Source organism: Stenotrophomonas sp. YJH_SMC_105-26 (assembly GCF_059368915.1).
The window spans coordinates 1-23,526 of the sequence record NZ_JCAFSD010000002.1; the positions used below are offsets into that span (position 1 = coordinate 1).

Genomic DNA, 23,526 nt, shown 5'->3' on the forward strand with positions numbered 1-23,526 from the left:
AGGTACAGCCGATCAGGCATCCCCGCACGGCGGAAACCCATTGATGGATCTGGAGCAACAAGCCCCTCTGTTGAGGGGCTGCCCCGACAGGGGCGGGGAGAGGCCGGCAAGGGGAGGGGCCCGAACGTTGCGCAGCAACGTCTGGGGTGAAGCGCGCGCAGCGCACTTCGCATCTCCCGCCAGCGGCTTCTGCGAGGTACAACCGATCAGGCATCCCCCGCCAGATAACTGAAAAAGGCTGCCCGAAGGCAGCCTTTTTCAGTTATCTGGCGGAGAGAGGGGGATTGTCGGGTGCATCCATGCACCCGATCCCGGTGCGCGCTGCGCCCCGGGACCCGCCTTCGGCGGTCCGGTTCTGCTCCTGCAGAACCGTCGAACCCCGGCAGGGCTTCTCTCGCCCGATGCTCTCCGCCAGCCAAATAAAAAAGCCGCCCAGAGGGCGGCTTCTTCATTTGTCTGGCGGAGAGAGGGGGAAACAGTACCTTGACCGTCCCGCCTAGCTCCGGAGGCGTCCACAAACCGGATTTGTGTCCTGTGGTGTGTCCCGGATGCTACCCAAGTTCGCACCATGATGCGAGCAGGGGTACGGCCTGGAGTTCGTCGGATTGGGCCGTCCTAAAGATCCCCGCAGGCGAGCCGCTATCTATGAGGGCCTCTAATCAATGGGTGTCTTTAGCTGGCGTCCTTGACCCGGCGGAGTTCTCGGTCGATGAGACGAGGCCGGTCTATGCTTGGCAACAGAGGGGTGGACTAGAAGGAAATACCGGAATGCAATTTCGGATGTGGTCAGCAGGAGTGCTTTTTCTAGGGTCGTATGCCCCGCTGGCCTTTGTACTGGCGGCGCAAGACATCAAAAAAGCGCTGTGGGGAGAACCCGTATGTGGTTGGAGAGGACAGTTTGATTGCGAACTTCAGATCTTTGAGCACCCTTGGGCATCCTTGGCAGCAATAGTGGTTACATCAGCCGCACTTTGGCTGACGATGTATTCCATGAAGGCTGTCCGACTGAAGGTCGAAGCTGAAGTTCTGTCCGCGAAGCCCGTTCCGAATGACCTGATTAATTATGTTTTCCCCTACGTTGTATCATTCATGGGGTTGAGTTACGGAGATCCACAGAAGTTGGCGGGATTCTTCGTATTTCTTGTCCTCTTGTTCTTGATTACGTATAGATCGGGGCAGATTCTGATGAACCCCGTATTAATTGCATTCGGCTGGCGACTGTATGAGGTTGATATCGTTGTCGGGGGAAACAGGGTCCGTAAGACCGTGCGCGCGCTGAAGCAGGGAAAGCTGCTGCCTGGCGAGCAGCTTATTGAGGATGTTCAGGAAGTATATTTGATGAGGGATCCATGAGCGATTTGGCATTGAATAGCCTCAAAGGATTTGACCTGGCTGGGTCAAAAGTGTTCCTTTGGGTTTTTAAGAAGAGCGTTGGTGCGAAGAAATTCAAGGCTTACTACATCAAGACGGATCCAGTCCTGGAGGATTCTCTCAAAGGGTTTGCGGAAAATGAGAGGGCTCGAATTAACGAATGGATTCCATATGGGCATCTCTCTCAGCCCACCGACGATGGATGCCTCACTATTGCTGTTGGTGATACCGACTTTCAGGTTCTAAAGGACCTAGTTGATGAGCCTGAGGCTGACCATGCGACTAATGATCTTAAGAAGCTCAAAGGCGCTGTCGGCTACCTGGTGAAGTTTGTGAAGGACGGGGAGACCCTCTACGCCACGCGGCGCACGCCGATGACTTGGAAGCCTGTCTACAAAAAGAAAAATGTGATTAATGCCATTTTTAAAAATGGACAGTTGTCCGCTGTAGCAGGTGATGAGTTCACCCTTGAGCCGCGATTTGACATCTTCGCCTTGGACGATGTTCTTCTGGTGTCGAACAAGAGGGGCTTTGAGTCAATGATGCAGTATCGCGCTGGTTACGTTCAGGCATTTGGCGAGCTCAAAGCCGAGCCGTCTTTCTCCGCTCTCTTTACAGATATGGCGCCATTGTTGGAATATGTCGGTGAGAACGGTACGCACTTGAAGAGGATGGCGGTCATCCAGGAAAAGTCCCTTTACTCTGACCCCAAATATCTCAAGGCGCTCAAGACCGTTGCGACGAAGCGGAAGTGGGGCGTAACCTTCGATAAGGCTGGGAAAATAATCCCGACTGCAGCGAATGCAAAGGTCATCATTACTCTCTTGCTTGATCACCGTCTTGTAAGTGAGATCACTGACATCATGTATGACGTTCCTGATGGCACCCCCGTAAAATAAGATGAGTGGCAGTAAAAAATTTTTGACGAACTGCATGGCATGGAGGTTGTGAAGTGAAGTTTGAAATCGGTCTGCTTATCTCAAATACACGGAAAAAGGCCGCTGAGGCATGGCGGAAATTCCATCTTGCCGCAAACAGGGTGGAGGAGGCTATTGACGGTGGGCTTGATACTATTAGTCTGCGCTGGCTTTCTCTGGTCTCGGTTGTGACCTTGGGTGCTGAGATTTATATTTTGGCTAACTGGGATGAACTTACTGGAAAAGGTGTCCTTGCGCCGACAAATTTGTTTTCAATATTTTTGATTGCATTCTTTTTCTCCGTCGGGTTGCGTAAGCGATTCAATTCCAGGTTGTGGACAATCATTGGGACGTTGGCGAGCCTGATGCTGTGGGCATCGTCCGTGTGGGTGAGCTAGTCGCCCCTCCTTGGCAAGGATGAGCATCCGTTCCTGGCGAGAGTGCGACGGCAGTAATGACCATTCCAAGCATTATTCCGACCGTGAGTATGAATGTAAACATAATATTTATGGCTAAATTCGATTCTTTTTTTTCGGATTTTCTCTCGGCTTCGTTCATTTTCTGTCTCGTTGGTTGTTTGAAAGCTTTTAATTGATTTATGGAAAAAGTAAAGGGGCGGGGAATGTTTGGATGGTGTCGCTACCATGTGCAGTTCGGCTCGCGCGCCATTAGATAGATTGCTCCTTTGCCTCTGTCCCAGTGGGAAAGGTGAAATAATTGACACAGACCCTTGCCGTTCCGAGTCTTGCCTGTGTTCAGCCAAGAGAAGGAGCAGGGGACTGCAGCCTATGCAGGGGGCACGAGGCTGTGGGGACTGATGCCCCATCCAAGGAGAAGGAAATGAAGAAGCTGTTGCTCACCCTAACCACTGGTGTCGCTCTGGCGGCCTCTTTTGCCGTTTCGGCACAGAGCCATCCGGTGAAGGGGCACTATCGCTCGGACGGTACCTACGTCCAGCCTCACCACCGTAGCAATGCGAATTCCACCAAGCTGGACAACTACAGCACCCAAGGAAATTACAACCCCTACAACGGGAAGTCCGGGACTGTAGATCCTTACAAGCCGACGCAGAGCAATCCATACGGTAGCCCCTACAACCAGCCGAAGACGCAGCAGCGTCGATCCGGTTACGGCTACTGAATTCTAGGGCCCCGCAGATGCGGGGCTTTTTTGGGGCGACGCGCTAAACGGCAATGGTGGCTCGCGTCAGGCCGTCTCTGGCTTAGGCGCCAGGCTCACCGACCACTGCCCATTCTCTTCCTGCTTGAGTGACAGGAGATCGTAGGTCTTCACCATGTTGAGAAGACCGGAATGCCCATAGATGCCAGGCGAGAAGCCGGAATCTGCTCGCTTCAGATAGGAGCCTAAGGAGTTGAGGCTAACCTTGCCCTCCGGGGTGCTACCGGCAAGCAGTGAAACAGCCTCGATGACGAACCGAGGGCGACGCTTCGGGAGCGGGGCGCTTCCTGTGGTCTTGGCTTCATTAGTGTGGTCAGCAGGGTGCGGCGGGTCCTGAAGATCTGGCGGCTCTGGCGATGAGGCTTCTTGGGCGGACCACTCGAAGAACTGATCACAGGCATTGCGCAAAGCATCGGGGGTCTTGGCTTCGCCGACGATCAAAACCGTGGCGCCGCGCTCTCGGAGCTTCCTGCAGAGGTAGGCGAAGTCGGAGTCGCTGGTCACCAGGCAGAAGATGTCGGCACGCTGATCGAAGAGCGCTTCCAGGGCATCCAAGGCCAGGGCGATATCGGAGGTGTTCTTCTTCGCTGCGTATTGGAACTGAAGGCACGGAGTGAAGGCCTGGCGAACCAGGGCCTCTTGCCAAGAGTTGCCCAAGGTAGTGCGATTGCCGTAGCCGCGCCGAAGCGTTACGCGCCCGGCCTGCGCAGCCATGAGGAGCGCGAAGTCCACGATTTCGGGGGCAACGTTGTCGCAGTCAATCATTACTGCGACGGCCGATTCTTGCGGTTGAGCCATGTTGACTTCCTTTGTCTCGAATTCGGATAGTGCTTTGCTAGGAGTGTTTCTCAATGAACTCTCGTAGCGGCATCCTTAGTCCATGCTGTTTCTTCCACCTAGACGGGTTCGCATCTCGGGCCTTCTGGGTAGCGGCTTCCCACTTGGAAAGCCCTCCAATTCCATAGCCCGGAAGCTCAGTGGGAAAGACGTATTGCATCATCCCCTTTTGGGCGACGCTTGGCGTTCGATAGATCAGCGGAGCATCTGCCTCGAAGCCTTCACCGGTATACCAAGTGAAGCTAATGATCGTTGCGTCTTTCGGGATAGCTGGCCATTCTGCGTATGCATAGACCGCACCTTCGGATTGCTCGTTCTGCCGCTCTTTTAGCAATGCTTTTTGCTCTTCAGAAAGCCCGGAGGTGACCACGGTGATCCAGATATTGTGGTCTTTCCACTCTTCCGGATGATGCTTGAAAGAGTCGAAGATGTCCTTGGCCTTACCATCCATCGGAAGGGTGAGCTTCGCACGAGCCTTCTGAATTCGCTCTACTCGATCTAACTCGGAGGAGTTGATTTGCTCGGCGCTAAGCCACAGATCCTCAAACCAGCTCTTCGCTCGCTGGATCACCTCCGTTGATCGTGTCTGGATCCCTAGCTCCTTCCAGTGCTTGTTCTCGAAGCCGACAATTCCCAATCCACCGGCTGATGCATTGGCGCTGCCAACGATCACCTCGCTGGCGCTAATGTAGGCCTTGGCATGCAGTCGTTCATAGGATTTCACTTCAACTTGCGGCATCTTCAGAAGCTTACGCACCTCCTTGATGTTCGTGGCGCCTTGGCTGATCTCCAGCACAATGCGCACTCGCCTTCGCGCTTTTTTGAGGCCGAGGAAGGCGCTTGCATCATGGCCCCAGAATGCCACTGCGAGGTCCAGGTCGCCGTCCTGATCGTTCACCCATTTGACCAACTCACTTTGATCTTCGATCAACTTCGTCATAACGTCCCTATCCTTGCCAGTGCTGACCTCCAGCTCGGCCGTCCAAGTTCAACATCGGCAACCGAGAACTGTTTGATCGAATCTATAGCATTTGGTAGACCTATGGATAGAACCTCCTCTTGTCCTTCAAGCAGCGCTTGAACTGCCCCTTGGCATAGACCGGAAGCACTACCGCAGGTCTGTATTTCTTCAAGGTATCTATCTGCTTCCTGCGCATCACGGCAGGCTTCTTGTGGAAGTAGGCCTCGTGAAGCACCGGCACGCGCTTGCTGACAGAGTGGCCCGTGATCAGAGCAATGTCTTCGTCCGCCACGTTCTGGTGGTGGAGCTCTGTGGCGATGGTGTGGCGGAAGGCATGGAAACCAACACCTCTCGGGAAGCCAAGGTCCTTCATGTAGCGGCTGAACTGGCTAAGCGCTGCCAGGCTATAGCGAGCATTCGTCTCACCCGTCTTACGGTTCACACCAGCGGATAGGTGTGGGAACAGGCGAGGGTGACCACAGTCCCTGATGTCATCCATGAAGTCCAAGAAGCCTGCATCTAGTAGCGGCTTCGGGATAGGGATGGTGCGGATAGATGCCTTGCCTTTTAGGCTTTGTCGACTCCGTAGCCGGTTCCGGTGCGCTAGGTCAGGATCCACAGTTTTCTGGATGCGGATACACCAGACATCGCCCTCCTGGACGATGTCGGCCAACTTCAGCTGAGCGACCTCGTTGATGCGGGCGCCCGTATACAGGCCGATCATGGGAAGCCACCAGCGATGCGGATACTTGCTCGCCCAGGGAATGAAAGTCTTTGGGTCGAAGATGCGCCTTAGGTCTTCCTCATCAAAGAGGCGCTCAGGCTTGTTGGGATCGGTGACCAGGTCCTTCTTGATCTCGGCAAACGCAGCCATGGGGGACGCATCAATGGCTTTCGTCTTGACCAGCTGATTGAAGAAGGAGACCAAGAAGCGTCGATGACGTTCGAGAGTGGCAGGGGCAAGCTGAGGAACATCTAGCTCCTTGCCGCAGGCAATGGCTTCGTCATAGCTGATCCCTCGATAGGCAGGGTCAGAGAAGAGTCCTGGTGGTGACCAGCGCATGAGGTCCCAGAGTCGGTAGATGTGCGGGTGGTCAATGCGCGAGACGGGGATGTCGCCGCAGGTCATCTGGAGAAGCCGCAGCGTGCGTGCTGTCGAGTCGATGGTCTCTTGTGCGAGGCAGCGGCGTTCCCGGTCCCCCAAGTAGTCCTTGATCTCTACGGACAGAAGGCGGGCAGGGTGACCTGCAGAGAGTGGCTCAAGGTAGCGCGTGCCTGCGGCATTGATGCGAGAGCGTCGAGAGCGCTCCATCGCAGCGTTGAGGATCTCTTGCGCGTGGATGGCCGCTTCGCGTCCGGTGATGACCAGCTCATCAATCCGGAACCGTCCAATCTTGATGCCCTTAAGGTGGAGCGTGTCATCGGCGTCTGGATTGAACGGGAAGTCTTTAAGGAAATTCTTTACTGTTTTTGGCACTGCACTGTCTCCGTGGATGATGGGAGCAGTGCTAAGGCCCGGCTTTGATTCGTCAAACGAGATCTAGAGTGTTGCCGCGTTGCTTAGGCATTCGCCGAAACGTTGGAATTAGCGCGAAAACTTTTATAGAAAATTAGTGGGGTGTGCGTTGCGAGGCGCTGTGGCGCAAGGGTTTGCCTTGGGTGACCGGCTCTATCTTGCAGTCATTTTTGTACTGTACGATTTTGAGTGTGCTTACGCCTAAGCGTGCTTTCTTACAGAATAGGCATTTCGAAATTGTGATTGTGCTCTCAAAAATATCTTCCAGATCATTCCTGTCGCCAGGCTTGGATCCTCTTCGAGGAAATGCTAATCGCCCCCTCCTCTCTGGGATTGGGGATCAGAGTCTCTGGCTTCTTTTAATTTCTTTACTGATTGCCCTGGGGGTGGTCATATCAAGCGCACTGCACTGCGCTTCAGCTGCTATCCGATCTAGCTCTCGCCTAAAGGCTGCTTTGCTTTCCATGCCGTAGATGTGGGACTCCGCCTCCATTGCGTCAGCATGTGGAAGAAGCGCGACAACAACGGCGTCCTTTCCTTCGGTGAATGCGACCGCCATTGCAGCAGCGCAATCAGCCCGCGAGACGAACGAGATCAGCCGCTTGACCACGTCAGGGTGTCCCGCTTTGGCTGCTTCACATATCGCGTTCGAACCACATCCCCTGGGCCGTCCCGCGCGTTCGATTGCTGGGATAAGCAGGTCAACTACTGATGCATGCCCGTTCCTGGCGGCCAGATCCAAGCCAAGGGTGTAGGTGTCGCCTGCATCTGGCAGCCTCGCTTTTAGGAGGACCTTTAGAACGGGTATATGCCCAAGTGCCGCCACGGCCGGGAAGACTTGAGTTGCACAGATGATGGATGAGGATGCCGGTAGTAGCAGCTTGACTATGCGCGCATGGCCGCCCCGCGCTGCTGCGCTCAGTGCGCTGCTTTCGCGTGCCTTAGGATCGCTGACAGGAATAAGAAGGCGGACAACCTCAGCATGCCCTGCCTTTGCTGCCTCCCCTAGCGCCTTTGAGTCGTCGGCCAGTGGATCGGTCACCGGTAACAGAGCTAACACAGTTTCAACGCTGCCACCTCTCGCGGCATTGGCCAGCACTAGAGATTGCTCGCCTGCGGGAGCGGGATCGGATAGGGGTATCAGCTTTTGCACGACCGAAGCCATGCCTCTCTTGGCAGCGAAAGCCAAAGGGTAGGGTGTCTTCCTGGGAACTAGCTTGGGAAGGAGCGAGTCTATAATGTGTTCGCGTTCCGATGAGATGGCATAGGAAACTGCTTCCCAGGCGAACTCTGATGGCATGTTGGACATCTCAATTAGTGAAAGCACCAGTGAGATGTCGCCTGTTTGTACCGCTGTGCTTAGCTCGTTCAATGTTTTCATTTCATACGCTCCGCCGCAAAGGCTAAAGGCGGGCGCTAGCTTGTCAAACGGAGATGTTGCCTCTCTTCGCTTCTGCGCTGTGAAAAGGGGATGGCAACTGGCTTGTGCCCGGCTGCGGGAGGCGATAGCGTATAGGGCATGGTGCTATTAGCGTTCCCATATATCGCTATAGGCCATTTTTTCATCTCATCGCACTTATCTCGGGTTTTTAAAGAATGACCAAGCCGTCACTCGATTCCATTGCCTCCGCTAAAGCCAAGCTTGCTGAAGAGCTGCGCAAGCTTGAGGAGCAGGAAGTTCAGCTTCTGCAAGAGCAAGCCGCTGATGCCTTCGCGGAGGTTGCCAACCTCGTTTCACAATACGGTAAGAGCTTCTCTGCGAAGCAGCGCGCCGAGATCGTCAGCATGCTGGCGGCGGATGTGCCCAAGAAGGCGGGAGGTGTGAAGAAGGAAGTCGCGCCCAAGTATTGGCTCCCACACACGGGCGAAACCTGGAGCGGCCGAGGCAGAACTCCTCGTGCGTTCGCTGCTTGGGAAGGGACTTCCGCTTACACGACTTGGAAGGCGGCTCACCCGAGTGAGAAGTTCCCGGCCTTCCCGGGGTGAGAAGACAGAAGCCCCGCTGTGCGGGGCTTCTGAAGTTGGTGCTAATGAAGCGCTAACTTACGTTGGCTTCTTGGTGCCGTAGGGAGCTTGGTTGGTGGGCTTCAGCGAGATACCCGCCTTGCTCGCCTGACCGTAGATCGCTTCAGGGGAGCGTCCCATTTTCAGGCCAATGACCCGGGTGGGAGTGTTCCCTGACGCAAGCTCTTTGAGTTGCTTGACCTGCGTAGGGGTCCAGGGCTGACCGCAGTTGGAAGGCTTCTTGGTCATTGCGTTTTCCTCAGCCGATGTCGGCTAGTTGGCTGCTGCCCCAGTCATGTGTGAGGGGTGCGGCCGCGTTACAATTAAGCCCTGGGCAGGGGAAACCCTGCTCAGGGCACTTGAGGGTGCCCGCCACGACCTCCGATCAGTCTGGCCTGAGAAACGAGGCTGATCGGGGGTCTTCTTTTTCACGACATCCGCCGGGCGAGCTGGCGACGAATGCCGATCACTGTTGTCTTAAGCATGGTTCCTCCTTGGCGTCTGCTTGAGCATCATTTCCCTACGCTTTTAGGTTTGCTCTTCCGTGACTTCACCTTCGTAGGTGCCGATTCAGTTGGGGCATCGGTAGGTGGTGGCGGAGGGAGGCTCGGCGGATCCTCTTTTGCCGTCGTCTTAGCCCAGTAAGCGCGAAGTGCATCCATCTCACTGAGTCCGCCCACCTCGGACAGTCGATCCCAGAAGCGGCTGTAGAGCACGTCTTGGATCTTTCCATTTGATCTCATCCATTCAACGGCCGAATTTGGATTCGTCAGCAGAACGTAGTGGAAATCACCTGCCGGTCCGGCTTTAGCCACGATGAGCTGCAACTCCTGCAGCCGCTTCATGCGCCGTCGCCAGGTGTCTACTGCCCTCGGTCCGGTGAAGCCCGCCTCTGCGGCGAACGTAATCGGATTGTCGATTACAAGAACCGGGTGATCCGGCGCTCGCGCCCAAAGGCAAAAAAGAACATGCCCAGGCGGCTGGCCTTTAGACTGTTCGTCTGCGGCCTGCATGGCAATCGGCAGCGTCCTCGGCACAGTTGAAAAGCCATTGTTCTTCTTGCGATTCCAAATCCAGGCGTCATCCACTCCGGCGAAGTGGATTTGCCGTTGATGCTCGGCGCGCTCCGACATATTTACGCGCCGTGCCACTGCTTGCTTCATCGTGGACATCGAGCAATTCCCTATCAACTGGTCGACAATTTGCGTCTTCAGGCTCCGAAGAGCAAGGGAACTAGACGCGCGCAACTGAGCGTTTTAGATAGCTGAAAACTACGCCAGAACCACCGTGGATGCAACAACCAGCGATTCGTAAATGGTCGAGTTGCGCGTTTCCGCGCATTTTTTTAAAAAATATCCATTGATATCAGGTGTTTGGGTCGATAGTCGTGTGCTCCCCGTCATCCCGTCCTTCCGTGCTCACCGTGCTCACCGTGCTCCCGGGGTTCTCCAAGGGGGGGTAGGTGGCGGTCAGTCCTCTCTTTCTCTCGGTTCGGACCTAGGCCTTAAGTCGCCTCCGCCTGCTCTAGATGCGAGTGGATTGACGGAGCTCCTGCTGGCATTACCAGCTGCAGTCGCTGCTAGATAAGCATGCGGCGCATCGTATGGCCTTGGATTGGCTTCTTCTCACCGGCGATGCCCGGACAGGAGGCAAGCTGAGTCCCTCCACAGCACAGTAGGGCCCTTCGCCTGTGCGCGTGCTAATGAGCGTGTTTTCTTACATCAATGGGATTTAGGCATTGCGAACGACGTCACAATCTTCTAGTGCTAGCGAAGCTTGGTGAGGATGCGTCGCAACACCTGCTCGCGGTCACGGCCTGGCGACCGCTTCTTATTGGTCTGTATTGCGGAGAAATCCAACATGATGAACCGAGTTCACATCTGCGGTGAAGCGCCCCGAGGCAGATTCGCGAGCACGGTCGAAGAGCAAGAGGTAGTGGCCAACCAAGTCGTGAATGCTTCCTAGCCGATACCTTTGCACGATGGCGTCGGCGTGGGTTCGATGGATTGAGATTCGGAAGCTGCTATTTTCAGTGCCGAAATTGGAGTAGTAACTTCCACCTTGTGCCCAGAAGCTAAAGGGGCGCACTATCCCCCAGAATCCAAGCCAGCGCTCGGTATGTAGCTCAACTCGGGCGTCCTCGAACCGTACAAAGGCGTCGTGGACTGGAACCTCCGTCTGGGCTGGATCTGGAAGCCGTATGCGAACTGGACTCGTCTTGAAGCTCGGCCAGTGGACCAATTGTTCAAGCAATCGCTGCGGCCCGCGAGATATAGTCGTCGACCGGCGTGTCCGGGAGGCCGAGCCTCCACCAGCTCTGCTGCCTTCGTCAACGTCTTCGTCTTCTTCAGAATTAACCTCCGAGGATTCGACTGGCGTCTGAATCCTAACAATCAGTGTCTGATTGCGTTCCACCCATTTTGCGACGGTCGCATCACTCTCATTTGTCTCCCATGGGTCTGCATTGCGTTGGATGAGACTGCAGTTGGCTGCGTGCGGTAGACAATAGAAGTGCGCAATTCTTCCCCTTCTTCCAGGACTTGGATCAGTCTTTCGGCGAAAGTGCGCGGTAGATTCACAGCCCAAACACTTTAAGTGGCCCTTCAAGGGCTCACGCTGGGCGTCCGTGAGCAATGAAATCTCTAAGGCGGTGTATTCGTGATTGGTTCTTCGATCCAGAGCTTCTTGCATCCTTTAAGTCCCCTGTGACTCATTCCCGATGCTTCTAGATTAATTCCTGCTTCGCCAATCGCGCCAGACTTAGGCTTGTTCTAATGGGTGTTCCGGCTGCAAGTACTAATGAATCCGATTGGCGTCTGGTCTTTGAAGAGAGTACCACTGGCATTCATTTGAAAAATCGCGGACGCTGGCTTCTTCTGCAAGGTGCTCTCCGGCTACATTCCAGTCCAATACATGCGATGAAAGGCTAAGGTCCAGCAAGCTCCTTTAGCAGTGCCAGTGCCTCCTTCTGCTTCCTAGCATCAAGCTGCGATAGCACCAGGATGGCCTCAGCCACAACATCCGATGTCGCCACGAAGTAGGCCGCAGGAAGGTCTAGAAGCTCTGCGAGCTTCTCGATGGTCTCCAAGTCCGGCTTGTGCATCCCGCGTTCATATCGGCTGATCCGAGGGGCCGTCGTATTTGAGTCATCCACGCCCATGAGCATTTCGCCTAGCTGAGCTTGGGTCCAGCCTTTGGCGACGCGTGCTGCGCGTAGGCGATGACCGAGGGCTGTGGGCGTGGGCTGAGGAGCAGGCATCCGGCAGAAACAAACACATTGACTCTCCAGAGTTTGACCGCATAAGCTTAGCCGGTCATTTGCGTTGAACGCAAAACTGAATCGGGAGGCAGTCGTATGGATATGAGGTGCTTTGGATTGCTCGGCCTCTTGGCGTTCGCCGCTTCTGCTGAGGCTGCGTCCAGCCTGTCGTGTCAACTGAAGAGCGGCCAGTTCCGGGTGGATGGGGGAGGGCGTCCCAAGGTCTCCGAGTTCATCTGGGCCACGGGTCATGGCTCCGCGACTCCCACCGGCCCCATCCGAACCAGAATCGGCCGCATCGACCCTGTGGAAGGCCGGGGCAACAAGCGCGCTATCAAGCTGGATGGCAAGCCGGTGCTGCTGCCTGCCGAAGCGCATAGCGTGGTGGGCTTCGGCAAGGTCTACGACTTCGGGAGTGCTGTGGCCTTGGCCTATCTGGGAGAGCGCGATGAAGACTCATCCGCCCGGCCAAGCCAGATCGTGATCGTCATCAACAAGGCCGGGTCAGTGATCGATAGCGAAGTCCTGCTTGGCACTGCAACTAATCCGGGCAGTCACTGCCTACTCATCGACTGAAGGAACACACATGAAGAAGCTTTGGACGCTTTCCGCTACTGCGCTGCTGGTTGCTTGCTCGGGTGGTCCTGGGAGCAGCGATGTTGAGAAGGCGCTGACGGCGTATTTCAAAGAAGCAACGGGAACGACCATGACGTTTGAGCGGTTGAAGGTAGGCGAGTGCGCGCGAGGGGATGGTCCGGGTTACGCGTGCAGTGTCACTGGAACTGCGCGGTATCAGCTGGGCACTCGCACTGAGCAACAGCAGCTTGTCGGCACTTTCGTCATCGACAAGGTCGATGGCACTTGGACCGTCGTAGACCGTCGCTGAATTCAAGCTCGCCGCCAACCCTAGCTAGGAAGCTCGTATGTGGACCTTGTTCAAGGTAATCCGCTGGATCATCACCGGTCTCGCGCTCTGGTGGCTGTGCGGTGTAGTGTTCGAAGAGGGCACGACGGCCGATGGGGCCTTGTTCGGGCTGATGCTGTTCGGGCAGCTGGTCTTCTGGCCTCTTGCGCTGCTGTGGGGCTTGCCTTGGCTGTTCCGTCGCCGAACGCCGAAACTGAAGAAGCATAGGTCTGAAGAGTTTGAGCCCACGGTATCCCATGACCACATTGCCTTAGACCTCGGCAGGGACGCAATCTGGGTGCGAGACCCCGGGAAAGGCGAGCGCTATCTGCGGCGGTCTGAAGTGCTCGCTATCCGCACTGGGGAATACAACTACAAAGGTGTGGTCACCCATCGCCTGGAAGTCCAGGTGCGAGACGTTGTTCACCCGCTCTGGCTGGTTCCTTTCGTGCGCCACTCTGATCGTTGGCTCAAAAGCACTGCATTCAATGAGACTGAGAGGGATGAATGGTTCGCTAGGATGAGAGCTTGGCTTACTGAAACGCGCGCCATCTAAGCAGCCCCATTTCAGCGAATGCAGCTAGGCAGGAAAGCAGAGTGGCCCATCCTCCATGCGCGGAAGGATGGGCCTATGTCGCCTCTTAGTCTTCGCTTTCCTCAGGCTCCAACTTGCTCAGTTCTCCCAGTCGCAATAAACCGCGCTCGATCATGCTCTGCGCACAAGCAACACAGTATCGATCCCAGCCCCGGTCTTTTCGCACCCCTAGTCGAATGTCTCCGCGTTCGATCCTATGTTTACTGTTAGCTTGGCAGTTGTGGGCCTTCTTCGCCCTGTCTACCATTGTTGAGACTATCAAGGACTTAGTCGCCATCGAACAGCTTCCTGCAAACGCTTGCTGTAAGGGCATCAAACTGCCCCCGAATGGTGTCCAGTTCCACCTGTGACATCTCACTTCTTTCCCTTGGCTTCCGGCCGACCAAGGTATTCGCCGCCTCGTTGAGAGAAGTGACTACCACTACGTAGTTGTCGCGACCAAGCCGTCTGTGATCCAACTCTCGCCCGCCATGCTTAATTCCGCGCTCATTGAGAATTCGTCCTGCGTGGAGTTGAATAAGCTCGTTAAGAGCGTCTCTGGCGGCCTGTCGTTTTGCTGCCTTAGGGACAGCGATGGGCTTGAGGGCTTGGGTGGTAGGATCAAAGTCTGCAGGGATAATTCCGCTCTGCTTCAACAGGCGAATGGCGTCTTCCTCTTCCTGCTTTAGGAGGTGAATTTCCTGCAGTTCCACCTCGGATTGCTCTTTGACCTCGGGCTTCCCATTGGTAGTGTCGCGATGTGCATACTCACGGAACTCCGTGGGATCTGCTGGATCCAAGCCTTCAAGAGGAAGAAGCTGGTCAAAGAAGGATTGGTCATCTTCGCTGAACTGCTGGAAGTCTCCCCACCTGGCGGCAATGTTGCCGCCCGCATGAAAGATCACACTGCCCTGGTTTACAACATCCCCCGGCGCATCTTGCTTGATTACGCGCATGATTCGCCCAACGAATTGGACGAATGGAGACAGGTTGGAGAACACGCTAAGGACCGCCGCTACCGACAGGAACGGATGGTCAAAACCTTCGCCAAGTTTTCTGACCTGTACGATCACGTCCAGTTGATGATTCGCCAGCCTTTGCATGACTTGGTCATTCTTTTTACTCTCACGGGAATGCACAAAGTCGGCCTTCCTTCCCCGTGCGCGATAACCCTCCACAATCTGAATGCAATGCTCATAATTCAATGCCGAGGCGATTACCTTTAGACGTGGCTCCCCTGTCAAGTTGCGGAGCCGGTCGAGCTCCCGGAGAGACGCATCAACAATGGTATTCAGTGTTTCTTCGGACGTTACGATGCTTCTGCGGAAATCCGCGTCCTCCTCACCTAGGCGACGGACCTCATCTAGGGAGACTTCTACCTCCGAATCGCCTGGTCGCCTGACATAGCGCAAGGTCTTCGGATTGAGTTGGATTGCTTTAAGCTGTTTAACATAGCCCGCTCTGATCGCCTTGAAGATTGGGTATGAGTAAACGACGGGACCACTCATCATCTGGCCATCCGCTCTAAGAGGCGTGGCGCTGAAGTTCACGACCGAGGCTGCAGGGAATTTTGCTTTCAGGGCCTCATAGGTTGCTGCAACGCTATGATGGCCCTCGTCGAAAATGATCAGGTCAAAGAAGTCGGCGGGAAGCGTTCGCAACCACTTGTTGCCATCGCCGGAAATCTGCTGGATGTTTGTAATAGCAACGTGTGCGGCGTCAAGGTCACTTCGATTTGCATCGGTGCCTCTTATTTCCACCGGCTCGGGATAATTAGGGCCATCCATCACATCGCAGCGTGCATAGAATAGCTTCTCGCTACTAAAGTCGAAATCAGCTGCCAGCTGCGTTGCAATCGCAACGCCGGGAGCGATGATCAATGCTCGTTTTGATTTATACGCAAATGGAGTCAGCGTTATAGTTCCTGACTTTCCGCAACCCACTGGAAGTACTACGCTAACTTCTCTTATGTCCACGCCGTCAGCTACATGCTGTGCTAGCGCCTCATAGGCTCCTTGTTGCGGTTCTCTGACCTTCGGATTTCCAGTAATGCGGGGTGCGACATCTTGGAACGGGCTAGACACGCTTATTCTCCTGGATACGTATTCTGCTCATGCGAAGTTGGGCGGCGCATTCTCCCTGCGCCGTATTTGTCAGCAGCGGCTGACGTGAGATGTTAATTGCTCGCGCGCACATAGATATCGGCACATTTATTGGCCGTTTTCATCCTGCGCTACAATTATCATCCTGGCAGATACATCTGCCCGGCTTCTTGACGCCTCCTGCGAACGTTTACTACCCCCCCTGAAATTCCCTGGCTGATGTGCCCTTCAGTCATGAGATCCTGCCTCAGGCAACCCATCTATTCAATAGTTGGATGTCTGTCACATTTTTGGCGGGACGCCGCGTGCCTTTCGGTAGGGCCAGACTTAGCAAGACGCGTCGGGACGGGTGGCAAAGCAGACAGCGAGGCGATAGCAAGAGCGCACTTAGGCATTGCCCTTCGGGCAATGCGTGCGCAAGAGGCTGTGCCCCTTGACCCCCTAGAAAAGCGCTTGCCAAAGCCTAAAACGTAGGCATAAAGGCAAGTGCGGGGGCCAAGAATAGGGAGCATCAATGGCCATTTATCACACCAGAGTAAAGACTTTCAGCCGTGCCCAGGGGCACGCATCTACCGCCGCCGCCGCTTACAGGGCGGGGCTGCTCATCATCGATGACCGCACCGGTCTACGGCACGACTACCGAAGGCGAGGGGGCGTTGTCGAAACCCGATGCCTGGCGCCGGATGAGGCGCCTGACTGGGCTTTCGATCCTCGGCAGCTCTGGCCTGCCGCCGAGGCTTCGGAGCGCCGAAAAGACGCTACCGTTGCCCGCGAGTTCGAGGTCGCGCTGCCACACGAACTGAGCAACGAGCAGCGTTCAGATCTGGCGGCTGAGATTTCGCGCTGTCTGGTTCAGCGCTACCGATTCGCTGTCCAATCCAGCATCCATGAGCCGCAGACCGCTGACGGGCTCAACTACCACGTCCACATCTTGGCTACGACCAGGCGGGTGGACGCAGAGGGGCTGAAGGACAAGACCAGAGAATTAGACGGCGGCCCTTCGGGTCGAGGCGAAGTGGAGTGGATTCGCCAGATGGTAGGTGAAGCCATCAATGCTCACCTGGCCGCAGCCGGTGTCTCGGCCCGTGTCGATCACCGTAGCCTTAAGGACCAAGCGGCTGAGGCCGCAGAGCAGGGAGATGAGCTGACAGCGGCGGAGCTTTCCCGTGCTCCAGGCCTTCATTTGGGCAAAGATGCGACAGCGCTGCATCGCCGAGGCGCCGATACAGTCCTTAAGCAGGGCAATGACCGGATTGAACAGGCTAACAATGCTGCTTGGGATCGCGCCATCGCCCAGATCGCAGGAGAGGGCAGGTTGATGGACCCCGCATCCGATCAGATTGGGCCGGTCGCGCCGCGCGTAGTTGAACCTACTCCCGTCATCCAGACCCCGACGCATTTTCATGTGGTTGGCCCTCTGGGTGTGGCGATGGGCGAAGACTCGCCGCGTGGGATCACGGTCGACAATCGGATGCGGCAGAGGGCTACGGCGTCCCAGCCTGCCTTGAAAGCAGTCTTGGAAATCTGGGCCGAAGCGTGGATTGAGGCGCTTCGAGATAGGCTCAAATTCACGCGCAGGTTGCTGCGCAACAGTGCCGCTTTGATATCCGCTCATGTGTCGGCGCCCAAGCTCCGTGGCGACTTGGAAGAACTGCTCGTGCGACTGAAGAAGTTGAAGCGGGACGCTCTACGCTTCAAGCGTAGGCTGAAAGCTGAAGACCGTGCCCAGCACGTATTGGCCCAGGCAGAATTTGCCTTGGAGAACTTCGAAAGCCAAAACCCAAGGCCGGGCCTCTTGAATCGCTCAGACTGGTCACGGCGTCGGGCGCGCCGGGTTCGGGCTTTCGAACTTGGGCGCCTGGAGTACCAACGCGCTCACGAAGCCACCGGACCTAAGGCCCAGGAAGACTACAACCGTCGAACAGGCGAGTCGTTGTCGCAGCTGGAGAATTGGAGTGAAGTGCTGCTGCGTAGATATCCGGTGGAGGATGCGCCCATTGACACTCCTGAAGCCCCTATTCCAGCGGACCCCTTGCTCCTAATCAATCCTGTCAGAGAGCCTGGAGCCCGGTTGCACTGATAGACAAGCGAAGGCCCCGGCGAACCGGGGCTTTAGCCAACCTCGTTTCGAAAACTCAGTGGTAGGTAGGCCCGCGAGTGGGCTTGGACACTGCGCCACGGCGTTCTGTGATCATGTCGCTCAGCTGCACCTGATCGCGTTCTACCACGGCTTCTCTGACCCTAACGGCAGGTTTCAGAGTGTGGTCGTCAGCCGGGGGTTTTGGAGCCATGCATCGATTAATCAGTTCGTCGGCGATTTCGAGGGCATGGATGATGTCTTCGATCCGCTCCTGCGTGTCTCGTGTCCGGTCTTGGGCAATCAAAGGGCATAGCACTCGACTAGCGATAGCCAGCTTTCTTTCTAACGGCATATGAAGCTCCTAACGTGGGGGAGCTTTCATAAAACCACTATTTGCGTTGATCGCAATAGTTGCGGCGTTTGTCAGTGCCAATGTTGGCCCGTTAGAGATACTCCTAGACGTTCCATGTAATTTTCCTGGCGCGGAGATCCGCTACCCCAGCAACTTCTTCAGTGCAGCGAGCTCAAGATTGAAGCTCAAGGATGACAGGCCCGCTGTTTTGAATTCAGGAGTGATCAGCCCATTGAGCTTTTCGGCAGGGGTGAATTCCCTGCTGTAGACGGGATGGTGCTCATCATCAAGCTCGTGGCCGACGATCTGGGCGCGCATTTCTGAGGCGACACCGAAGCCCTGCATCTGCTGGATGACCGTCTTACGGAGGGAATGGAAACCGCGCTTGGCCTTGGGCCAGGCCTTCCCATGCTCAGCAAGGTGGCGAGTAAAGGCCTTGGAGATCCAGTTCCCCGCGCCATTGACGGCATTGGCCTTCGCTTGGGAGAAGAGGCGGCTTGAGGTGGGGAGGCTGGCAACATAGTCGCCGAAGCCCAGGGCCATCAGGTCAGCGTGAATCGGGACAGTCCGGATGCTGGCCTCGCTCTTGAGGCGCTGGTGCTCGCCGTCGTCATTAATATGGATGTAGGCCACGCCTCCTTCCGTTTGCACATCGCTCACCAGCAGCTGCCCAACTTCGGAGGCCCGGGCACCCGTATACAGGCCCAACAAGGCTGCCCAGCGCGCGGCAGGTGACAAGGTGGCAAAGGCCGAGGGAGCAAAGAGGAGGTTGATCTGCTTCAGGTCGAAGGCCTTGAAGCCCAGTTTCCGCCGCTTTCGCTTCGCGCTATTGCCGTATGAGACATGGCTTCGGGCCGGATTGCTGTCTGTGTAATAGCCAGCGGCAATCAACCAGTCGAAGAACCCGCCCAGGTAGGACTGTTTGTTCACTCGGGTCGGGGTTGAGATGCCAGCATCGGCGAGCGACTGATAGAAGTTCGACAGGTCGATCCGGTTGATGCTCGGCAGGGGATAGTCAGGGCCGGTGGTGCGCACGAACCCGTCAATCGCCGACTTCTTGATGCTGTAGGTCTTGGGGATGGTGTCTGGGGCGATGGCCTTGAGCCAAAGATCACGCGCTTCCATCAGCGACAGGATCTTGCTGGGCTGCGGCTTGGAGGGGGCTGCTGGGGCTGCGGCTACCGCGCCGAAGAACGCAGGGTTGACCCGTCCGATGCTCTCGATGGCGCGAGTCAGCGCCTCGGTGTCTTCGCCTGGCTCCGCTTGGATACGCAGGGAGCCGTTGGCGTCTCGCTCCAGGGTGTAGTCCTGGAGCCGTTGTCCCCGAAGCTCCTGGAGCCATTGCTCTGCCGTCTTCTCGCCCATGCCGTTCTTCCTGATGGCGCTGAAGACTTCAGCATAGCGGGCGGCTAGGACCAAGGCGCAAGCCTGGGCGCTGCGCATTTCGCGTGTTCGAAGGCTTCGCTTGAGAATTCGGCAGCCCAGAAGGGGCTGGAGGTCGACGGGCACGCGCTGGCGGAACGAAAAGCCCGCTGGCGTCTTGATCAAGTGATGGGGAACTCTCATCGGGATGTGTCCCGATTTGTGTCCTGCCCCTTGCTAGGTCCAGAAAAGCAAAACCCCTGATTTCTCAGGGGTTTGCAGAGTCTGGCGGAGAGAGGGGGATTCGAACCCCCGAAGCGCGGTTTAGACGCTTACACACTTTCCAGGCGTGCTCCTTCAACCACTCGGACACCTCTCCGGATCCCTGCCATCGGCAAACGCCTCAGCAGGGGCGCAGATTCTAGCGGGCGGCGCGGCCGGACACAAGCACCCTGATCAGGGGCGCATCCAGCGGCATTGTTGGCGAGGGGGCTGGACAGGCATGGCACAATGGAACATCCGATGGAAAACGGTGGCCTGATGTCCTATCTCGTCCTTGCCCGCAAGTGGCGTCCGAAGCGTTTCGCCGAGCTGGTGGGCCAGGAACACGTGGTCCGTGCGCTCAGCAACGCGCTGGACAGCGGCCGGGTCCACCACGCGTTCCTGTTCACCGGCACCCGCGGCGTGGGCAAGACCACCATCGCGCGCATCTTCGCCAAGTCGCTGAACTGCGAGCAGGGCACCAGCGCCGACCCCTGCGGCCAGTGCGCGGCCTGCCTGGACATCGACGCCGGCCGCTACATCGACCTGCTGGAAATCGACGCCGCGTCCAACACCGGTGTGGATGACGTGCGCGAGGTGATCGAGAACGCGCAGTACATGCCCTCGCGCGGCAAGTACAAGGTCTACCTGATCGACGAAGTGCACATGCTGTCCAAGGCGGCGTTCAACGCGCTGCTGAAGACGCTGGAAGAACCGCCGGAGCACGTGAAGTTCCTGCTGGCCACCACCGATCCGCAGAAGCTGCCGGTCACCGTGCTCAGCCGCTGCCTGCAGTTCAACCTCAAGCGCCTGGATGAAGACCAGATCCAGGGCCAGATGACCCGCATCCTGGCGGCGGAAGCGATCGAGGCCGATGGCAGCGCCATCGTGCAGCTGGCCAAGGCCGCTGACGGCAGCCTGCGCGATGGCCTGTCACTGCTGGACCAGGCGATCGCCTATGCCGGCGGCGCGCTGCGTGAGGACGTGGTGCGCACCATGCTGGGTACCGTGGACCGCACCCAGGTGGCGGCGATGCTCGATGCGCTGGCCGACGGCGATGGCCCGCGCCTGCTGCAGGTGGTAGCCGCGCTGGCAGAGTTCTCGCCGGACTGGAGTGGTGTGCTGGAAGCGCTGGCCGAAGGGCTGCACCGCATCCAGGTGCAGCAGCTGGTGCCGGGCGCTGCCGCGGCGGAAGGCCTGGATGTCGCCGCATTCGCCGAGCGCCTGCGCCCGGAAGTGGTGCAGCTCTGGTACCAGATGGCCTTGAATGGCCGCCGCGACCTGCCGCTGGCACCCAGCCCGCGCGCGGGCTTTGAAATGGCCGTGCTGCGCATGCTGGCGTTCCGTCCGGCCGCAGCGGTACCGCCGGTGCCGAAGGCCGTCGACGGTGTGTTGGGCGGCACGCCGGGTGGCAACGCTGCTGGTGGTGGCGCCGGTACCGGTAGCCGCGATGCGACGCCGGCCGCTGCTGCCGCTTCGGGCAGCCCGGCGGTAGCGGCGCAGGCCGCCGCGCCGGTGCAGGCCGCGCTGCGCGAACCTGAACCCGAACCCGAACCGGCCCCGCAACCGGAACCAGATCCGACGCCGGAGCCCGAGCCGGTTCCGGTGGAAGAGCCCGTGTCGCCGCCGCCGGTGAAGGCTGAGCCACAGGCGCCGGCGCCTGCCGTCACTGCAGAGGCAGGCGACGACCTGCCGCCGTGGGCCACTGACGAAGCCGAGGCGCGTGACGAGGCATTGGCGGCCGAGATGTCCGGCCCGGACGCCGCCATGGCTGCGCCCTGGCACGAACCGCCGGCTCCCGTCGCGGCTCCCAGCGAGCCTGCGCCGCCCGAGCGCCCGTTCCGCGCCGAAGGCATTGCCATTGCGCCGGCCGAACATGCCAAGCCGGCCCCGGCGCATGCCGCCGCGCCGCAGGAAGGTGTCAGCGAGCTGGCCACGGCCGAAGACTGGCTGGACCTGGTCGCCAACAGCGGCCTGAGCGGCCCCTCGCGGCAGCTGGCTGCCAACGCCGCGTTCATCAGCTGCCAGCACGGGACCTTGAAACTGGGCCTTTCGCCCGGATTTGAATACCTGCGCTCGGAGCGCGCGCTGGCTGCCCTGGGCGAGATGCTGCAGAAGGCCCTTGGCCAGGCGCCGAAGATCGTGGTCGAGACCGTGGAAACCGAACACGTTCCGGCCGAGACCCTGCATCAGCGGGCCGACCGCCAGCGTGGCGAGCGGCAGCAGGTGGCAGAGGCCGTTTTCATGGACGACCCGGAAGTGCAGGTGCTGATCCAGCAGCACGGTGCCCGGGTTGTTTCCGATTCCATCCGTTCTTTTGACGAGTAAGACACCATGCGCGGAAACATCGCCCAACTGATGCAGCAGGCCCAGAAGATGCAGGAAAACCTGCAGAAGGCCCAAGAAGAAATCGCCAAGATCGAAGTGACCGGCAGTGCCGGCGGCGGCATGGTCAGCGTGACCCTGACCGGTGCCAAGGAATGCCGCAAGGTGCGCATCGACCCGTCGCTGACCAGCGACCCGGAGATGCTGGAAGACCTGATCGCCGCCGCCTTCAACGACGCTTCGAACAAGATCGACGCCGAGTCGAAGTCGAAGATGGGTTCGGCCACCGCCGGCATGCAGCTGCCGCCGGGCATGAAGCTGCCGTTCTGATTGCCAGCGTGGCACCCGTGCAAGCGGGTGCCACAGAATCTGTAGCTGTCGAGCCTGCTCGACGCCATGAAAGCATGCCGCCGTGTCCGCACCCCTGCTTGAACAATTGATCGACGCACTGCGGGTGCTGCCTGGCGTGGGCCAGAAGACCGCACAGCGCATGGCCTACCACCTGCTCGAGCGCGAGCGCGAAGGTGGCCAGCGACTGGCCGAAGCCCTGGCGCTGGCGGTGGAGCGCATCGGCCACTGCGCGCAGTGCCGCGACTTCAGCGAAACCGAGCTGTGCCCGACCTGTGCCAACAGCAGCCGCGAGCGCAGCCAGCTGTGCGTGGTCGAATCGCCGGCCGACCGCCTGGCCATCGAAAACGCCACCGGCTTCCGCGGTGTCTACTTCGTGCTGCAGGGCCGGCTGTCGCCGCTCGATGGCATCGGCCCGCGCGAGCTGGGCCTGGAGCAGCTGGAGCAGCGTCTGGCCGACGGTGAGGTGCAGGAGCTGATCATCGCCACCAGTGCCACCGTCGAAGGCGAAGCCACCGCGCACTACCTGGCGCAGCTGGCGCGCGCGCGCAAGGTGCAGCCCAGCCGGCTGGCGCAGGGCCTGCCGCTCGGTGGCGAGCTTGAATACGTTGACCGCGGCACGCTGTCGCACGCGTTCGGAACGCGCAGCGAATTCCGCGATTGAGCGCCACCCGGGCATCGCCCGGCGCGGCCGGCCTACAATGCGGAAGACACTCCCGCCGAGGCCGACCATGAGCAACGAAACCCTCTTCAGCAAGATCATCCGTCGCGAGATCCCGGCCACCATCGTCTACGAGGACGACGAGGTGCTGGGCTTCAAGGACATCGCACCGCAGGCGCCGGTGCACGTACTGTTCATTCCGAAGAACGAGATCATCCCGACCCTGGACGACCTGCAGCCGTCGCAGGCGCACCTGATCGGGAAGCTTGCCCTGGCTGCCGCCGAATATGCGCGCCGCGAAGGGTTCGCGCAGGACGGCTACCGCATCGTGATGAACTGCCGCGAGGATGCCGGGCAGACCGTGTTCCACATCCACATGCACCTGCTGGCCGGTGCGCCGCTGGGGCATTTCGGTACGCCGGGGCGCTGAGCGCCCGGCATCCACCATTGCCCGCAGTGGATCCATGCGATGCGTGGATGAAAAAAAGGCCGCCCGAAGGCGGCCTTTTTCGA

The 23,526-nt window shown here is 58.0% G+C and carries 22 protein-coding genes and 1 tRNA gene; 13 read left to right on the forward strand and 10 right to left on the reverse strand.

What is annotated here, in order from left to right:
• The first annotated feature begins 768 nt into the window (after window positions 1-768).
• The 4 genes from AC5P7F_RS06845 (at window position 769) to AC5P7F_RS06860 (ending at window position 3,428) form a co-directional block, all read left to right on the forward strand.
• Window positions 769-1,353 carry a KwaA family protein gene (locus AC5P7F_RS06845; protein ID WP_049404874.1) on the forward strand — a complete coding sequence of 195 codons (585 nt, stop codon included), beginning with the start codon at window positions 769-771 and terminating at the stop codon, window positions 1,351-1,353.
• Window positions 1,350-2,270: a Kiwa anti-phage protein KwaB-like domain-containing protein gene (locus AC5P7F_RS06850; RefSeq protein ID WP_049404875.1), complete on the forward strand. Its 921-nt coding sequence runs from the start codon at window positions 1,350-1,352 to the stop codon at window positions 2,268-2,270. Before AC5P7F_RS06845 ends, AC5P7F_RS06850 begins: the two co-directional genes overlap by 4 nt.
• Before the next feature lie 53 nt (window positions 2,271-2,323).
• Entirely contained in the window at window positions 2,324-2,686 is a 363-nt protein-coding gene (locus AC5P7F_RS06855; RefSeq protein ID WP_087786412.1) for a hypothetical protein, read from the forward strand.
• A gap of 442 nt (window positions 2,687-3,128) precedes the next feature.
• A complete protein-coding gene (locus AC5P7F_RS06860) occupies window positions 3,129-3,428 on the forward strand; it encodes a hypothetical protein (protein ID WP_187143984.1) in 300 nt (99 codons plus the stop codon).
• 66 nt (window positions 3,429-3,494) lie between these two features.
• Here the strand turns inward: AC5P7F_RS06860 and AC5P7F_RS06865 are convergent, their stop codons facing one another.
• The 4 genes from AC5P7F_RS06865 to AC5P7F_RS06880 all read right to left on the reverse strand — a co-directional run bounded on the left by AC5P7F_RS06865 (window position 3,495) and on the right by AC5P7F_RS06880 (window position 8,162).
• Window positions 3,495-4,265, reverse strand: a complete 771-nt coding sequence (locus AC5P7F_RS06865; RefSeq protein WP_049404876.1) for an NYN domain-containing protein — start codon at window positions 4,263-4,265, stop codon at window positions 3,495-3,497.
• A gap of 37 nt (window positions 4,266-4,302) precedes the next feature.
• The gene (locus AC5P7F_RS06870) at window positions 4,303-5,244 is read right to left on the reverse strand and encodes a phospholipase D family protein (protein ID WP_049404877.1); all 942 of its coding nucleotides are present in this window, start codon (window positions 5,242-5,244) and stop codon (window positions 4,303-4,305) included.
• Between the two features lie 100 nt (window positions 5,245-5,344).
• A complete protein-coding gene (locus AC5P7F_RS06875; protein ID WP_049404878.1) occupies window positions 5,345-6,742 on the reverse strand; it encodes a site-specific integrase in 1,398 nt (465 codons plus the stop codon).
• Between the two features lie 379 nt (window positions 6,743-7,121).
• Window positions 7,122-8,162 carry an ankyrin repeat domain-containing protein gene (locus AC5P7F_RS06880; RefSeq protein WP_080354493.1) on the reverse strand — a complete coding sequence of 347 codons (1,041 nt, stop codon included), beginning with the start codon at window positions 8,160-8,162 and terminating at the stop codon, window positions 7,122-7,124.
• Window positions 8,163-8,377: 215 nt separating this feature from the next.
• Here AC5P7F_RS06880 and AC5P7F_RS06885 point away from each other — a divergent pair, with 215 nt between their 5' ends.
• Window positions 8,378-8,767: an H-NS histone family protein gene (locus AC5P7F_RS06885; RefSeq protein ID WP_049404879.1), complete on the forward strand. Its 390-nt coding sequence runs from the start codon at window positions 8,378-8,380 to the stop codon at window positions 8,765-8,767.
• A gap of 57 nt (window positions 8,768-8,824) precedes the next feature.
• On the opposite strand, the gene AC5P7F_RS06890 is transcribed toward AC5P7F_RS06885, so the two are convergent.
• The 3 genes from AC5P7F_RS06890 to AC5P7F_RS06900 form a co-directional block, all read right to left on the reverse strand.
• On the reverse strand, window positions 8,825-9,034 hold the full coding sequence (locus tag AC5P7F_RS06890; RefSeq protein ID WP_049419173.1) for a hypothetical protein: 210 nt from the start codon (window positions 9,032-9,034) through the stop codon (window positions 8,825-8,827).
• A 263-nt stretch (window positions 9,035-9,297) separates the two neighbouring features.
• A complete protein-coding gene (locus tag AC5P7F_RS06895; RefSeq protein WP_197622527.1) occupies window positions 9,298-9,957 on the reverse strand; it encodes a hypothetical protein in 660 nt (219 codons plus the stop codon).
• A 1,754-nt stretch (window positions 9,958-11,711) separates the two neighbouring features.
• Entirely contained in the window at window positions 11,712-12,044 is a 333-nt protein-coding gene (locus AC5P7F_RS06900; protein WP_049404880.1) for a helix-turn-helix domain-containing protein, read from the reverse strand.
• Window positions 12,045-12,173: 129 nt separating this feature from the next.
• On the opposite strand from AC5P7F_RS06900, the gene AC5P7F_RS06905 reads away from it, so the two are divergent.
• Genes AC5P7F_RS06905 through AC5P7F_RS06915 form a run of 3 tightly spaced genes read left to right on the forward strand, consistent with a single transcriptional unit; the run spans window position 12,174 to window position 13,504 of the window.
• Window positions 12,174-12,620, forward strand: coding sequence for a hypothetical protein (locus AC5P7F_RS06905; RefSeq protein ID WP_234413130.1), 447 nt, complete (start codon window positions 12,174-12,176; stop codon window positions 12,618-12,620).
• Window positions 12,621-12,630: 10 nt separating this feature from the next.
• Entirely contained in the window at window positions 12,631-12,930 is a 300-nt protein-coding gene (locus AC5P7F_RS06910) for a hypothetical protein (RefSeq protein ID WP_049404882.1), read from the forward strand.
• A 37-nt stretch (window positions 12,931-12,967) separates the two neighbouring features.
• Window positions 12,968-13,504, forward strand: coding sequence for a hypothetical protein (locus tag AC5P7F_RS06915; RefSeq protein ID WP_049404883.1), 537 nt, complete (start codon window positions 12,968-12,970; stop codon window positions 13,502-13,504).
• 305 nt (window positions 13,505-13,809) lie between these two features.
• Here the strand turns inward: AC5P7F_RS06915 and AC5P7F_RS06920 are convergent, their stop codons facing one another.
• The gene (locus AC5P7F_RS06920) at window positions 13,810-15,606 is read right to left on the reverse strand and encodes a DEAD/DEAH box helicase (RefSeq protein WP_495204143.1); all 1,797 of its coding nucleotides are present in this window, start codon (window positions 15,604-15,606) and stop codon (window positions 13,810-13,812) included.
• 532 nt (window positions 15,607-16,138) lie between these two features.
• On the opposite strand from AC5P7F_RS06920, the gene AC5P7F_RS06925 reads away from it, so the two are divergent.
• Window positions 16,139-17,704, forward strand: coding sequence for a MobA/MobL family protein (locus AC5P7F_RS06925; RefSeq protein ID WP_049404885.1), 1,566 nt, complete (start codon window positions 16,139-16,141; stop codon window positions 17,702-17,704).
• A 493-nt stretch (window positions 17,705-18,197) separates the two neighbouring features.
• On the opposite strand, the gene AC5P7F_RS06930 is transcribed toward AC5P7F_RS06925, so the two are convergent.
• Both AC5P7F_RS06930 and AC5P7F_RS06935 read right to left on the reverse strand, forming a co-directional pair.
• Window positions 18,198-19,622, reverse strand: a complete 1,425-nt coding sequence (locus tag AC5P7F_RS06930) for a DUF6538 domain-containing protein (RefSeq protein WP_049404886.1) — start codon at window positions 19,620-19,622, stop codon at window positions 18,198-18,200.
• Between the two features lie 82 nt (window positions 19,623-19,704).
• A tRNA-Ser gene (locus AC5P7F_RS06935) sits at window positions 19,705-19,797 on the reverse strand.
• Window positions 19,798-19,940: 143 nt separating this feature from the next.
• Here AC5P7F_RS06935 and dnaX point away from each other — a divergent pair.
• The 4 genes from dnaX (at window position 19,941) to AC5P7F_RS06955 (ending at window position 23,443) form a co-directional block, all read left to right on the forward strand.
• The gene (gene dnaX, locus AC5P7F_RS06940) at window positions 19,941-22,007 is read left to right on the forward strand and encodes a DNA polymerase III subunit gamma/tau (protein WP_164077251.1); all 2,067 of its coding nucleotides are present in this window, start codon (window positions 19,941-19,943) and stop codon (window positions 22,005-22,007) included.
• A gap of 6 nt (window positions 22,008-22,013) precedes the next feature.
• Window positions 22,014-22,334: a YbaB/EbfC family nucleoid-associated protein gene (locus AC5P7F_RS06945; protein WP_005408298.1), complete on the forward strand. Its 321-nt coding sequence runs from the start codon at window positions 22,014-22,016 to the stop codon at window positions 22,332-22,334.
• A gap of 82 nt (window positions 22,335-22,416) precedes the next feature.
• Window positions 22,417-23,016 carry a recombination mediator RecR gene (recR, locus tag AC5P7F_RS06950; protein ID WP_014646178.1) on the forward strand — a complete coding sequence of 200 codons (600 nt, stop codon included), beginning with the start codon at window positions 22,417-22,419 and terminating at the stop codon, window positions 23,014-23,016.
• A gap of 67 nt (window positions 23,017-23,083) precedes the next feature.
• Window positions 23,084-23,443: a histidine triad nucleotide-binding protein gene (locus AC5P7F_RS06955; protein ID WP_014646179.1), complete on the forward strand. Its 360-nt coding sequence runs from the start codon at window positions 23,084-23,086 to the stop codon at window positions 23,441-23,443.
• The last annotated feature ends 83 nt before the right edge of the window (window positions 23,444-23,526 follow it).